The following is a 13,685-nucleotide window of genomic DNA, read 5'->3' as shown; positions in this document are numbered from 1 at the left end:
AAAAAAGAAACAGTCACACGTTTCTGTGACTGCTGCCTTGTTACCTCTCTTTAACTTCGATGATGCGCTTGAGTCCGTTCTTCTCATTTACGTCTTGCTCCGCTCGTTTTCTGGCATCTTCTTGCGTGTTTGCCAGCATATGACCGGTGATCTGTTTTCCTTCCGTTGTCTCAAAAAGAATCTGATATCTGCCCATTCTAATCACCTGTGCCTTTTTGTTTTTTCCGAGTTATATTTTAAATCGAAAATCCTTCGACGTCCATTCTTTTTTCGCTGCAGTCATTAATCTTCAATAAAAGGAGGGGAAGCCCACACCCGGCTGTACACTTCTGTGCCTGAAGCAATCTTTTCATCGAATAATTCCCACACGTCGAGAACCTGTTCATATACCCATCGTGTTTTGTTTCCATTGGTTTCCCATATTTCATCCTCATATTCTTTTCCCCATTGCTCAGCCAAAAGATAAGCTTCATCATCGGAATCCGCGTTAAATAAGACTAATGTTTCACAATAGGTAGGCAAGCTTTCCATTTGCTCCAAGCGAAATAATACGGCAGTTGAATACCACATATCCTAGTCACCCCACTAGCTTAATTTCCGTAACCCAACATTATGTTTACGTTTCCCTAAGCCCCATGGCTCCATGCATTGGCGGATCTTTCAAGGAGTTGAGGGGACTAGACCCGGTTAAACTATAGCTAGTCCTTTAAGGAGGTGCTTCACTTGCCAAGTGACATTTTCCGCAATAAGCGTGACTTTGCCCGCGCTGAATTTGCGACTGAGTTTTACAAACCTGCTGGCCGTCCTCGACCACGCGAAGCAAAATCTCAAGTTCGTCAATATGCGCCTGAACATTATGAGGGTCTTAAAAATAGAAAAATACCTATGCAAAAAAAGCTTACCTAAAGTCCAGGGAAAAAGGAAGGGAATTCCCTTCCTTTTTATGTATGTCTATTTCCGTTTTTCAATGGCTAACACAAAGGGCGGCTGGTTCTTAGGATTTATATACTGATATTTTAAGACCATATATTCGGGATAGGGAAGCTGTTCTACATATTCTTCAACCTTCAGCTTTTCTTCCTTACCTTGTTCATGCCCCCAATAAACGGTTATAACAATAAGCCCCCCAACTTTAATGAGCTTTCTCGCTAAATCCAGTGCTCCAAGGGTGGTGTGGGGCTCCGTCGTTAGGCTTTGGTCCGAACCAGGCAAGTACCCAAGATTAAAAACCACCACAGATACAGAATTCTCCTCATGCTCCATTTGATCATGTGAACATAGCCGCAGCGTTACCCGATGGTGTAATCCCTCCTCTAGGAGGCGCAGCTCTGTATTCTCTATCGCTTGTTGTTGAATATCATAAGCAAATACTTGACCTGTGTCTCCCACTATCTTAGCCAAAAATACAGTATCATGCCCATTGCCCATGGTAGCGTCAATGACTAGATCTCCTTGCTGAATGCGGGGTTGAATCAACTGATGTACATACTCAGTAATGCGAGGGAACATACCTAAGCCTCCATTCTAAAGAAAACTTGGCTGGCGCCAAGCCCCAAGAAGGCGAAGGCAGCAGCCTCGTTGCGGCAGATGAAATTCTTATCTGCAAAGATATAAGACCTGCCCAATGTGGACAGGTCTTATCATTATGTCTTACATGAACTCCGCGCAAAGCTTATCGAATTTAGCTTGATCTAAAGATAGATCTGCCTTCGCTAATCCTTCTTCCTTAAATCCTGGAACAAGGGATTGATAATCCTTCACTTCGGTGTTTTGATAAATCAATCCATTTACAAGGTCATTATGTTCCATCAGAACGCGCATAGCATTGATTTTGTCGCTTGGATCATAGCCTTCAACATCACTTAGGTTCACAACATTTTCTTTAAACCAGTCATACGTGTTGATCTTGTTGAACGTCACGCATGGACTAAATACGTTAACAAGAGAGAACCCTTTGTGGTTGATGGCTTTCTCAATCAAGTCCGTCATCCCTTTAAGATCGCTAGACATCGTTTGTGCGACAAACGTTGCACCAACTGAAAGAGCTAACTGCATCGGTGATACCGGTGCCTCAATTGCTCCCTTTGGTGTGGACTTCGTTACGAATCCAGTTCCGCTTCGCGGAGAAGTTTGACCTTTGGTCAATCCGTAAATTTGGTTGTCCATTACGATGTACGTAACGTCAACGTTTCTACGGATAGAGTGAACCGTATGGCCCATCCCGATCGCAAAACCGTCGCCATCTCCACCTGAAGCGATAACAGTTAGATCACGATTCCCCATTTTCACCCCTTGAGCAATTGGGAGCGCACGTCCATGAATGGTATGGAAACCGTAGGAATTGATATATCCGGAGATACGACCAGAACACCCGATACCTGAAACTACAGCTAAGTTTTCAGGCTCTAAACCAACATTTGCAGCAGCACGTTGAATGGCAGCTTGAACAGAGAAGTCTCCACAACCAGGGCACCAGTTCGGCTTGACATTGTTACGGAATTCTTTAAATGTTGCCATGACTATAACAACTCCTTACACTCTTTGTAAACGATAGAAGGCAAGAACGGATTACCATCGTACTTTAATACAGACTTAATCTTGTCATGCATTCCTGCATGAAGCTTGATGAGGTTCGCTAGTTGGGCTGTCGCATTATTTTCTACTACGATAACGGTTTTGGCACTGTCAAGGTATGGCTTTAATTCGTCAATTGGGAACGGCCAGATCAGACGAACGTGCGCCTGGTTAACCTTTAATCCGTCTTGCTCTAATCGCTCAACCGCTTCTTCAATGGTTCCACGCGTAGAGCTCATCCCTACCACCAAGACATCCGCTTCTGCATGCTTCGCATTAACAAGAATAGGGTTCGTTACCTTAAGGTTTTTAAGCTTATTCAAGCGCTTATCCATCATCTTTTGACGGTTCATCGCATCCTCGGAAGGTCGTCCGCCTTCATTGTGCTCAACCCCAGTTACGTGGTGAATACCGTTCTTCACGCCAGGGATGATTCGAGGAGAAATTCCGTCTTCCGTAAACTCATAACGCTTAAACAAGCCGCCTTCTTGCTCCGGCTGGTCTGCAGTGACCAATTTACCGCGGTTGATGCTAATGCGGTTGTAATCTAGAGGCTCTACAGACATTTTCCCAAGAGAAAGTTGAAGATCTGTTAATAGAATAACAGGTACCTGGAACTCCTCGGCAATGTTCAAGCTTTCCATAGCATCGTAGAACGCTTCTTCAGCTGTACTTGGTGCAAGTACGACCTTTGGAATCTCTCCGTGCGTACCAAAGATCATAGCATTTACGTCACTTTGCTCTTGTTTCGTAGGTAGTCCTGTAGAAGGACCTCCACGTTGTGTATTTACGATAACGATTGGGGTCTCAGTCATACCAGCTAGTCCAATAGCCTCCATTTTCAAGGAAAGTCCAGGACCTGCAGAAGCTGTAATCGCACGAGTACCTGCATAGTTTGCACCCAAGGTCATTGTAACCGCAGCAATTTCATCTTCTGTCTGGATAACGGTGCCGCCAAACTCAGGAAGCTTCTTAATTAGGTACTCCATAACTTCAGAAGCTGGAGTGATCGGGTATGCCGCCATAAAACGTACTCCACCCGCTACAAAACCAAGAGCAATCGCATCGTTACCAATCATGAACATACGCTTCTTACCATCCGCAGGCTCAAGTTGGAATTCAGGAATGCTTCCACCTGCTTCATTATTTATATATTCAGCGCCCTTAGCGATAGCTTCCATATTCTTATCTACAACTTTTTGACCTTTTTTACCAAACAATTCGGTCACAACTTCAGTAAAGGCTTCGACAGGCAAGCCTAAAACCGCGGTCGATGCGCCCACGGCAACCATGTTCTTCATTAAAGAAGTACCAAGATCTTCTGCTAGCTGTGTGAAAGGCACAGAAAACAAACGAACATCCATGCCTTCTGGAGCCGTTGGTGAAAATTTACTATCAGCGATGATGATACCGCCCTTGCGTAATTCGTGAGCATTAACATCAATGGTTTCTTGATCAAAGGCAACGAGGATATCTAAATCATCGGAGATCGCGCTGATTGGCTTGGTGCTAACGCGCATTTTATTATTTGTATGTCCCCCTTTGATTCGAGAAGAAAAGTGACGGTAACCGTACAGATAGTACCCTTGACGGTTCAAGGCAATAGCAAATATTTCACCTGTACTGTCAATCCCTTCCCCTTGCTGTCCTCCAACCTTCCATGAAAGTTGACTTAACATGAACTCCACCCCTTCAAACGTAACATCATTTTCTTTCTCAAACTACACCTACAAGTTTAGCATTTCTTACTTTTAGAAGGAAGAGCATTCCTGAGGGTTTGAGCGAAACCCCACCTATTTGTAGAAATGTGAACAAATTGTTAAGCTTTTTTAACCGTCTCCATTGTAGTCCTATCTTCAGAAAAATGCAAGCAATTTTCCAAAAGTAAAAATGTAATTCACAATCTTCTATTTTAACCAAGTATATCCAAAAATAATCGCTTCCAATTTCCGCTTAGCCATTTTTCTACCTGCTCTTCTTTATAGTGGCTTAATAAGCGATTAACCAAGTTGGTATAATCTGCCATTTTGCCTAAATCCGTTAAGGTACTTGAGATCCCATCAAAGTCTGATCCAAAGGCAATATGATTTTCACCGCCCAAAGAAAGAGCATGATCCAGATGACGTAAGAAATCGGAGATGTTCCTCTCTTTTTTTGCAGCCACAAAATCAGGAACAAACGTTAATCCGAGTACGCCGTTTTTCTGATAGATTGCCTTGATCTGATCATCGTTAAGGTTTCTTTGATGGTAGTGGATACTCTGGCAATTGGAATGGGAGGCAATGAACGGGGCGGCTGAAAGCTGTACTACGTCCCAGAAGCCCTTCTCTGACAGGTGGGAAACATCCAGGATGATCCCTAATCGATTGCACTCCATCAGCACTTCTCGACCGAAGTGCGATAACCCCCCTGGATTAGGCTCTTCTACGCCGTCAGCTGCCTCATTACGATAGTTCCAGGTAAACCCTAGAGCTCTTACCCCTAAACGGTACAGGGTGCGCAGATGCAAAATACTGCCCTCTAGCGCATCAGCTCCTTCTAGGGATAAAACGCCTCCTAGAGGGCCTTGAGTATTGCCTAGTACCTGCTCTACTTCTGAGCCTGTATAAATGGGGATGATTCGGTCTTCCTTTACAACCTGCTCATAAAAGATATCAATCATTTTGAGCGCTTTCTGGAATCGCAGTTGGGATGGGGTGTCCGGGGAAATGAACAAGGCAAAAAATTGAATGGCCACATTCGCCTGTTTCATGTATTTAAATTGAACTTGCAGTTGGTCATTATCTTTATAAAAGGATAGATTGGGATCCTCCATAAGCTTCAGCAGAGCATCACAATGAGCATCAATGATTTTCATACCTATCGCCCTCCTCGTAAACACTAAAAAACCTGTTTATTCATCTAGAACAAACAGGTTTTAACCATATATTATCATAGAAACTTATCGGGGCTCTACAATAAGTTTAATGGCCGTACGCTCTTCTCCATCTATTAGGATATCTGTAAAAGCTGGTATGCAGATCAGATCAACACCACTAGGAGCTACAAATCCTCTTGCAATAGCTACCGCTTTAACCGCTTGGTTCAGCGCGCCTGCTCCAATTGCCTGGATTTCAGCAGCGCCACGTTCCCGCAGCACTCCAGCAAGCGCACCAGCTACAGAGTTGGGATTGGATTTTGCTGAAACTTTTAATACCTCCATGATCCAGTACCTCCTTGAATGATTGTAAGATTATTACCACTGCTACTATATTCAAGAGTTTTTGCAAAAATGCCTATATGAATTTCCGAATTTTCAAACTACCTAATTAAAAAACAAACCCCTTCTAATCTTCGAAGGGGTTGTCTTGGTCAATTCGTATAGCTTTGATCTTGAGTGCTTTTCCCGTTTGGGGCTGCAGGTCCATAATAACGGCATTCAATTGAGTTCGTCCTCCTGCCACTTCAAAACGAACGGGTAGCTGAGTGAGAAATTTTTTAAGAACAGCTTCTGTTTCCATGCCTAGAATCGAATCGTAGGGTCCAACCATGCCCACGTCTGTCATGTAAGCTGTGCCTTTAGGAAGGATTCTTGCATCTCCCGTTTGCACATGAGTGTGGGTTCCTACCACCGCTGATACCTTCCCATCCAGAAACCAGCCCATCGCTTGTTTTTCAGAGGTGGCTTCTGCATGGAAATCAACAAAAATATAGGGTGTTCGCTGTCTTACTTGTGGAAGCATTTCCTCTACTACACGAAACGGACAATCCAGTGGAGGCAAAAAGGTTCGTCCCATAAGATTAATAATCGCTAGCTCGGTTTGATTTGCTTTTATGTATCTCAGACCTACTCCAGGTGTTCCCGGAGGATAATTAGCGGGACGTGCAATCTTAGTATCCTCATCAATAAACTCAAAGACCTCTCGATTATCCCAAGTATGATTACCCAATGTAATGCCCTGTACCCCAGCTTCATAGAATGACTTCGCAATAGCGGGAGTAATGCCTCTCCCTCCGGCCGCATTCTCTCCATTGGCAATCGTAAATAAGGGTTGATATTTTCTTCTTAATCTCGGCAGCAGTTCGACTAAGGTCTCCCTTCCACTCTTTCCAACAATATCACCAACAAACATAATTCTCATGACTTCACCTCAGTCTTATAGTGCACCTGATTGTTTTCGCTTTATACGGTAAGACGGCCAATCTATGAGTTGTTGAAAAAAAATAAAGTGGCATAAGCCACTTTATTTTGCATATTCAACCGCTCTTGTTTCTCGAATGACCGTTACCTTGATATGACCAGGATAATCTAATTCACTCTCGATCTGCTTGGTAATCTCCCGAGCCAATCGATGGGCTTCTAAATCATCTACAACCTCTGGCTTTACCATGATGCGTACTTCACGGCCAGCTTGGATTGCATACGACTTCTCTACGCCATCAAAGGATTCAGAAATTTCTTCCAGCTTCTCAAGACGCTTAATGTACGTCTCAAGGGTCTCTCTTCGTGCTCCAGGTCTTGCCGCAGATAGAGCATCAGCAGCCGCCACGAGCATTGCAATAATATTATCTGGCTCCACATCACCATGATGGGAAGCAATCGCATTAATAACATGGGAATGTTCATTATACTTCTTCGCTAGCTCCACACCGATTTCTACGTGGCTTCCTTCCACTTCGTGGTCAATTGCCTTACCAATGTCGTGGAGAAGTCCTGCCCGCTTCGCCAAGATAATATCTTCTCCTAGCTCAGCAGCCATTAAGCCACAAAGATGGGCAACTTCTATGGAGTGCTTAAGCACGTTCTGTCCATAGCTTGTACGATACTTCAAACGACCAAGAATCTTAATTAAATCAGGATGTAACCCGTGAACGCCGGTTTCGAAGGTGGCTTGTTCTCCATACTCACGGATTCGTTCATCCACCTCACGTCGGGATTTCTCCACCATTTCCTCAATCCGTGCAGGGTGGATACGCCCGTCAGCCACTAGCTTTTCTAGCGCTGTCTTCGCAATTTCTCTTCGAATCGGGTCAAAACCAGATAAAATTACAGCTTCCGGAGTATCGTCAATAATCAGATCGATCCCTGTCAACGTCTCGAGCGCACGAATATTACGGCCTTCACGTCCGATAATTCGTCCTTTCATCTCATCGTTCGGCAAGGACACAACGGAAACCGTGGTCTCAGCCACATGGTCAGCTGCACAACGCTGAATCGCCGTGGTGATAATCTCTCTTGCGCGCTTATCCGCTTCTTCCTTCGACCTTTGCTCAATCTCTTTGACAAGCATTGCGCATTCATGTCTTACTTCACTCTCTACTTGGGTCAAGATAATCGATTTCGCTTCTTCTCTCGATAATCCTGATACTCTTTCCAATTCAGCTTTCTGAGTATTGTAGAGTTCTTCCACTCTGCTTTGCATGTCTGAAATGGCGCGTTCTCTGCGCTCTAGTTCAGTTTCTTTTCTTTCGAAATTCTCCAACTTGCGGTCTAGAGTTTCTTCCTTTTGCAGGATGCGTTTTTCTAAACGCTGAATCTCATTTCGTCTTTCCCGATTCTCTTTCTCTGCGTCGGTGCGAATCTTATGCACCTCGTCCTTGGCTTCAAGAATTTTTTCTTTCTTAAGCGCTTCTGCTTCTTTTCCCGCTTGATCTACAATCTGCTTCGCAGCTTCTTCCGCACTGGAAATCTTCGCTTCAGCAATGGACTTACGAACTAGATAACCGATACCGACTCCGACCGCCGTGGATGCAAGCAGAATGGTAATTCCTCCTACGGTTAACAGCTCCATCTGTTGTCACCTCCTTGCATCTGGGTCAAAAAGTCAAATCATTTTCACTTTTCATTTACACATAAACAGTTGATTGAAATTTAGAATAAAATGGTCCTAAGGACACGCTACATGTTTCTAAAAATCAAACTTCTTATCAGAAATAAGAGTATAAGTGAATATACCTTTATATTTTACTGATAGAAAGTGAACATTGTCAAGAAATTACTAATAAAACTACAACGGAACCATAACTTATCAATCTTCTGATTTTAAGTAATCGGGCCCAACACTGTTCACGACTTCTTGTATCGTATCTAACGGAAATCCTTTTCTTTGTAGAAAAGGAACTAATTTTCTTTTTAATTCATAAAGACTGTCAAATTTCTTTCCACTTATTTTTTTCTCCATCCATCTTTCAATCATTTCTTTTTCCTCTTGCGAGGAAAGGTGCTCAATCGCCAGATTGGCTTCGTCATCGCCAACCCCTCTTTGCGTCAGTTCTGCTTTCATCAAGTACCTGCCCCGGGGCTTAAGTCGTTTACGTTCTTCTACCCACTGTTTGGCATAGATCTGGTCATCTAAATACTTCTTTTCTATGAAGGAGTCAATTACTTGCTCTATGTCTTCTTTCGTGAAGCCCTTTTTAGTAAGATAATCTCTGACCTCTGTAATGGTTCTAGGACGAAAGCTGAGATAGCGGAGGCCATACTGCATAGCCTTATTTCGCTCTTCAGCCTCCAGCACCTCCTTCATTTCTTCAGGGTCCATTTCTCTGCCCTTGATCAGCCTATACTTAACCAGTATATCTTCATGGACAGCAAAGGAATACTCACCGTTGATGTAAATATTATACCGGGAACGGTTCTTTTTCTGCTGTTCGATCGCAGTAATTTTGGATTCTTGGATTCGTTCTTCATTCACGAGGATCCCTACTTTACTAGCTAAGATTATTGGACACAGGAAAGCAGTCTGCTTGGCTCCTCTAGGTGCGTGTCAGACTGCTTATAGACTGCTTCTATTCAAAGTCTAGCTCTAACTCCTCCAACTCATCAGCGCTGTCCTCCTGAGGCTGAATGACTGGATTATCTAAGCTATAGTGTTCGCGAATTTGTCGTTCGACTGCCTTCGCAATCTCAGGATTATCCTTTAGAAATTGCTTGGAATTCTCTCGACCTTGTCCTAAACGGTCCCCATTATAGGAATACCATGCCCCACTCTTGTTGATTACGTCAATATCAGAAGCAATATCCAACAGACTTCCCTCGTGGGATATTCCTTCTCCATACATAATATCAACCTCGCAAACCTTGAACGGAGGGGCAACCTTATTTTTAACCACTTTAAGCTTGGTTCTATTACCGACCATATCATTACCTTGCTTAATGGTGTCTGCGCGTCGAACATCTAATCTTACGCTGGAATAGAACTTTAAAGCTCTACCTCCAGGAGTAGTCTCTGGGTTACCAAACATGATCCCTACCTTCTCGCGAAGCTGGTTGATAAAGATAGCAATCGTCTTGGATTTGTTAATAGCTCCTGCTAGCTTCCTTAACGCTTGGGACATTAAGCGAGCTTGTAAACCAACGTGTGAATCTCCCATTTCTCCTTCGATCTCTGCCTTCGGTACAAGGGCAGCCACCGAGTCAACAACGATGATATCCACTGCTCCGCTTCGAACAAGCGCTTCTGCGATCTCTAAAGCCTGTTCACCCGTATCCGGCTGAGAAAGAAGCAATTCGTCAATGTTAACCCCTAGCTTCCGGGCATAGACCGGATCTAGAGCGTGCTCCGCATCAATAAACGCCGCTTGTCCTCCGCTCTTCTGCACAGATGCGATAGCGTGCAAAGCAACTGTTGTTTTACCAGAAGATTCCGGTCCATATATCTCTACAATTCTTCCTCTTGGATATCCACCAATACCTAAACAAATATCTAACGCAATGGATCCACTTGGCACGGTTGAAACAGTTGCGGAGGCAGCCATTTCCCCTAGCTTCATGATGGAACCTTTACCGAATTGCTTCTCTATTTGGCGTAACGCCATATCTAAGGCAGCTTTTCTATCAGACAAAAAAGCTCTCCCCTTCCCACAATTAGAGTAACGACCAAAGCTTAACTTCTAGCTTTGCATCCTTCGTCTCTATGATACCTAAAAACGAAGCTGTTGCCAATAGCATTTTCCAAACAAACGTTCTCTTTTTGTGATTCTGCGCTTTCAAGCCCAAAAAACAAAAAACTCCGTCTTATCATGGTGAAAGGATAAGCGGAGTTTTTAGGCATAATCGGAGAAACTCCGGTTATTTTCCCAAAAAGCTCCCCAATGGGGCAATAAGGCGGACAAAGTCCGATTAATTGCCCCATTGGGATCATTTATTAAGCTAAATTACCCAAATAAGCGGAAAATTTCCGGTTAAATCACACACTACCCTTCCATTTCTGAGAATGAGTCGGATTTACTCCGGTTAATTCCGGCCCACATGCCTTTTAAGCGTGTTTTATGCCTTAGCCCCTCTTGGCTTAGCCGGCTCTACATTTACACGTGCTCCTTTAATGCGAGACTGTCGAAGAGCCTCATACACGAAAGGAGCAACCTCTTCGGTCACTTCAAAGAACGTAAATTTCTCGAAGATATCGATGCGGCCAATAGACTTGGAAGTAATACCGACCATTTCCGATACTTCCTTCACAAGGTCTTGTGGCTTCATATCCACATTCCTGCCCACGTTCATGAAGAAGCGCACCATCCCCTTGGTGGCTCCCGTCTCTCCGAAGTTATACACCTCTTCTTCTTCTCCCACTTGGAGCGAGGAAGAGAAGGCGGTATAAAGAGCTGCAGAGGCAATCTTATCCAATGGGAACTTATCTTTTAATTCATCTACGATACTGTCAAATAAAGACAAATCAACATCCTCTGACAATAGAGAAATAATCTGATCCTTCCACTGTCCTTGTTGGCGCTCAGCCACTTCTTCAAGTGTCGGAACATGCTTAGGCGCAATGATCGATTTCGTTACTTTTTCAATCGTAATCAGCTGCTTCATTTCTCTTGGAGTCACGAGGGTTAAAGCAATCCCTTTGCGGCCTGCCCGTCCGGTTCTTCCAATGCGATGTACATAGCTTTCTGGATCCTGTGGGATATCAAAATTGATTACATGCGTGACATTCCCTACATCAATCCCTCTGGCTGCTACATCGGTTGCTACCAATAATTCAATGGTGGAGTCACGGAACGCTTTCATCACGCGATCGCGCTGAGCTTGGCTAAGATCCCCGTGCAATCCATCTGCCATATAGCCACGTTCTTGCAGGGCATCTGTTAATTCATCCACTCCTCGTTTGGTCCGGCAGAAAACGATGCCTAAACCAATGTCCTCCGAATCAAGGATACGACACAAGCTATCCATCTTATTGCGTTCCAAGACCTTATAGTACACTTGGTCAATCAAGGGTGCCGTAACTTCCTTGCGATTAATGGCAACCGTTTCTGGGTTGGTCATATATTTACGGGATAGATCTTTAATCTCATGAGGCATAGTCGCCGAGAACAGAAGGGTTTGTCGGGTGTTAGGCGTATGGGCAAGAATCTCTTTAATATCATCGATAAAGCCCATATCGAGCATTTCATCCGCCTCATCTAGAACCACCATGCTGACTTCGTCGAGACGAAGGGTTTTTCTTCTTAGATGATCCAAAATTCTCCCTGGCGTTCCGATGACAACCTGAACACCTTGCTTAAGCGTACGAATCTGGTGTCCAATGGACTGACCACCGTAGATGGGCAGCGTACGGGTCCGCTTATACTTCGAGATTTTTCTAAGCTCCCCTGACACCTGAATCGCAAGCTCCCGTGTGGGGGTTAAAACAAGGGCTTGAACCTTCATCTCATTCGTCATTTTTTCAATCAGAGGTATACCAAAGGCAGCCGTTTTCCCTGTACCAGTTTGGGCTTGGCCTAATAAATCTTTCCCTTCAAGAATGAGAGGAATTGCGGAAGCCTGGATGGGAGATGGCTCCTCAAAGCCCATGTCATGAACGGCGCGATGTACATTCCGATGCAAATCAAAATCTGAAAAAGTATTCATAATTTACCACCTTGCATTCAATTAGTTTCATTCTTAAGATGCTGAATCAGCATAAATAAACTGTTTTTGGCAGCTCGAGTTTGGATACCGTCCCTTGTCCCCGAAAGTCTAAGCTCGATAGAATAAGTCCTCAATGTAGTGGATAATCCCAGATAAACCAGTCCAACCGGCTTATTCTCGGTAGAAGCAGGTCCTGCCACGCCTGTAATGGAAACACCGATATCCGCCCCTAGCTTCTCTCGAGCCCGACTGGCCATCGATTCGGCAACTTGGCCACTAACGGTACCATGCTCGGCGATGAGCTCAGACGGGACGTCCAACAGGGTCTGTTTAGCTTTTGCTGCATAGCTCACCACTCCCCCTAAAAACACTTCCGAGGAGCCGGGCAGGGCGGTGAACATACGACTTACTAAACCTCCTGTACAGCTCTCAGCAAGCGCCAGGGTACTCTTATTTTCCTTCAATAGATGAAAGGCCACGACTTCTAAGGAATCTTGATTGTAGCCATACAAATATCGCCCTACACGTTGCTGAATCGCTGATTCCACTTCTTGAATCAACTGATTAGCTGACTCAATCGAATGTGTTTTGGCCGTGATACGAATAGTCACTTCTCCTTCACTTGCCAGAGGGGCAATGGTCGGATTGGTTTGCTGATCAATTAAATCCATTAAAATTTCCTCTAAGGCGGATTCACCAATCCCAAAGAAGCGAAGTACCTTGGAATGAACCACTTGCTGATCTGTAAACAGGGCCTGGAAGTAGGGAATAGCATAGGTATCAAACATGGGGTTGAGCTCTCTTGGCGGACCAGGCAACAGCATATAATGGATGTCATCTACCTCTATGGCCATACCAGGGGCCATTCCATGATCATTGGGGAGTACGGTGCAGCCCTCAATCACCATCGCTTGCCTGCGGTTGTTCTCCGTCATCGGGATCCCGCGTTGGATAAAATACTTTTCAATACGGTCCATGGCGTAAGGGTCAATCGTTAGAGACTTGCCGATGCATGTTGCAATGGTTTCCTTGGTTAAATCATCCTTAGTAGGACCAAGACCCCCTGAAAAAATAATAATTTGGGACCTTTGTTGTGCAGCCTCAACCACGCCCTTCAGTCGTTCCCCATTATCTCCGACTACGGTGTGGTAGTGCACATCCACTCCAACTTCCGCTAATTTTTTAGATATGTATTGGGCATTCGTATTGGCAATCTGCCCTAGGAGAAGCTCTGTGCCGACCGCTATAATCTCCGCTTTCATTTCTCTCCACCCCT

The 13,685-nt window shown here is 44.4% G+C and carries 14 protein-coding genes; 1 reads left to right on the top strand and 13 read right to left on the bottom strand.

Going from position 1 to position 13,685, the window contains the following annotated elements; all coding sequences use genetic code 11:
- Positions 1-40: 40 nt before the first annotated feature.
- Positions 41-196, bottom strand: coding sequence for a hypothetical protein (locus EIZ58_RS33225; protein WP_167577589.1), 156 nt, complete (start codon positions 194-196; stop codon positions 41-43).
- Between the two features lie 86 nt (positions 197-282).
- Positions 283-570, bottom strand: coding sequence for a DUF4288 domain-containing protein (locus tag EIZ58_RS10020; protein WP_134700452.1), 288 nt, complete (start codon positions 568-570; stop codon positions 283-285).
- A gap of 153 nt (positions 571-723) precedes the next feature.
- Here EIZ58_RS10020 and EIZ58_RS10015 point away from each other — a divergent pair, with 153 nt between their 5' ends.
- Complete coding sequence (locus tag EIZ58_RS10015) at positions 724-906, top strand: hypothetical protein (RefSeq protein WP_134700451.1); 183 nt, start codon at positions 724-726, stop codon at positions 904-906.
- A 45-nt stretch (positions 907-951) separates the two neighbouring features.
- Here the strand turns inward: EIZ58_RS10015 and mnmM are convergent, their stop codons facing one another.
- From mnmM to EIZ58_RS09960, 11 genes are all read right to left on the bottom strand, one after another.
- Positions 952-1,509, bottom strand: coding sequence for a tRNA 5-(aminomethyl)-2-thiouridylate-methyltransferase MnmM (mnmM, locus tag EIZ58_RS10010; protein WP_134700450.1), 558 nt, complete (start codon positions 1,507-1,509; stop codon positions 952-954).
- 141 nt (positions 1,510-1,650) lie between these two features.
- Entirely contained in the window at positions 1,651-2,517 is an 867-nt protein-coding gene (locus EIZ58_RS10005) for a 2-oxoacid:ferredoxin oxidoreductase subunit beta (RefSeq protein WP_134700449.1), read from the bottom strand.
- Positions 2,518-2,519: 2 nt separating this feature from the next.
- On the bottom strand, positions 2,520-4,253 hold the full coding sequence (locus EIZ58_RS10000; protein WP_134700448.1) for a 2-oxoacid:acceptor oxidoreductase subunit alpha: 1,734 nt from the start codon (positions 4,251-4,253) through the stop codon (positions 2,520-2,522).
- Positions 4,254-4,486: 233 nt separating this feature from the next.
- Entirely contained in the window at positions 4,487-5,431 is a 945-nt protein-coding gene (locus tag EIZ58_RS09995) for a dipeptidase (protein ID WP_134700447.1), read from the bottom strand.
- Between the two features lie 84 nt (positions 5,432-5,515).
- A complete protein-coding gene (gene spoVS / locus EIZ58_RS09990; RefSeq protein ID WP_094835567.1) occupies positions 5,516-5,776 on the bottom strand; it encodes a stage V sporulation protein SpoVS in 261 nt (86 codons plus the stop codon).
- Positions 5,777-5,900: 124 nt separating this feature from the next.
- Positions 5,901-6,695, bottom strand: coding sequence for a TIGR00282 family metallophosphoesterase (locus tag EIZ58_RS09985; protein ID WP_134700446.1), 795 nt, complete (start codon positions 6,693-6,695; stop codon positions 5,901-5,903).
- A 102-nt stretch (positions 6,696-6,797) separates the two neighbouring features.
- Positions 6,798-8,345 (bottom strand): ribonuclease Y, encoded by a 1,548-nt coding sequence (gene rny / locus EIZ58_RS09980; RefSeq protein ID WP_134700445.1) that lies wholly within the window; start codon positions 8,343-8,345, stop codon positions 6,798-6,800.
- Positions 8,346-8,582: 237 nt separating this feature from the next.
- Complete coding sequence (locus tag EIZ58_RS09975) at positions 8,583-9,248, bottom strand: RecX family transcriptional regulator (protein WP_134700444.1); 666 nt, start codon at positions 9,246-9,248, stop codon at positions 8,583-8,585.
- Positions 9,249-9,342: 94 nt separating this feature from the next.
- Positions 9,343-10,398, bottom strand: coding sequence for a recombinase RecA (gene recA, locus EIZ58_RS09970; RefSeq protein WP_134700443.1), 1,056 nt, complete (start codon positions 10,396-10,398; stop codon positions 9,343-9,345).
- A gap of 424 nt (positions 10,399-10,822) precedes the next feature.
- Positions 10,823-12,409, bottom strand: coding sequence for a DEAD/DEAH box helicase (locus EIZ58_RS09965; protein WP_134700442.1), 1,587 nt, complete (start codon positions 12,407-12,409; stop codon positions 10,823-10,825).
- A 17-nt stretch (positions 12,410-12,426) separates the two neighbouring features.
- Positions 12,427-13,671 (bottom strand): competence/damage-inducible protein A, encoded by a 1,245-nt coding sequence (locus EIZ58_RS09960; RefSeq protein WP_134700441.1) that lies wholly within the window; start codon positions 13,669-13,671, stop codon positions 12,427-12,429.
- Positions 13,672-13,685: the final 14 nt, after the last annotated feature.

The organism is Ammoniphilus sp. YIM 78166, from assembly GCF_004522215.1.
GTDB lineage: Bacteria > Bacillota > Bacilli > Aneurinibacillales > RAOX-1 > YIM-78166.
The sequence above is the reverse complement of the archived record's forward strand: the minus strand, read 5'-3'. Positions and strand labels throughout refer to the sequence as shown.

Excerpts from the sequence above, each read along its gene's own strand:
- EIZ58_RS10005 (WP_134700449.1), bottom strand. The coding sequence starts at position 2,517 with ATGGCAACATTTAAAGAATTCCGTAACAATGTCAAGCCGAACTGGTGC.
- spoVS (WP_094835567.1), bottom strand. The coding sequence starts at position 5,776 with ATGGAGGTATTAAAAGTTTCAGCAAAATCCAATCCCAACTCTGTAGCT.
- EIZ58_RS09985 (WP_134700446.1), bottom strand. The coding sequence starts at position 6,695 with ATGAGAATTATGTTTGTTGGTGATATTGTTGGAAAGAGTGGAAGGGAG.
- rny (WP_134700445.1), bottom strand. The coding sequence starts at position 8,345 with ATGGAGCTGTTAACCGTAGGAGGAATTACCATTCTGCTTGCATCCACG.
- EIZ58_RS09960 (WP_134700441.1), bottom strand. The coding sequence starts at position 13,671 with ATGAAAGCGGAGATTATAGCGGTCGGCACAGAGCTTCTCCTAGGGCAG.
- mnmM (WP_134700450.1), bottom strand. The coding sequence starts at position 1,509 with ATGTTCCCTCGCATTACTGAGTATGTACATCAGTTGATTCAACCCCGC.
- EIZ58_RS09965 (WP_134700442.1), bottom strand. The coding sequence starts at position 12,409 with ATGAATACTTTTTCAGATTTTGATTTGCATCGGAATGTACATCGCGCC.
- EIZ58_RS33225 (WP_167577589.1), bottom strand. The coding sequence starts at position 196 with ATGGGCAGATATCAGATTCTTTTTGAGACAACGGAAGGAAAACAGATC.
- EIZ58_RS09995 (WP_134700447.1), bottom strand. The coding sequence starts at position 5,431 with ATGAAAATCATTGATGCTCATTGTGATGCTCTGCTGAAGCTTATGGAG.
- EIZ58_RS10020 (WP_134700452.1), bottom strand. The coding sequence starts at position 570 with ATGTGGTATTCAACTGCCGTATTATTTCGCTTGGAGCAAATGGAAAGC.
- EIZ58_RS10000 (WP_134700448.1), bottom strand. The coding sequence starts at position 4,253 with ATGTTAAGTCAACTTTCATGGAAGGTTGGAGGACAGCAAGGGGAAGGG.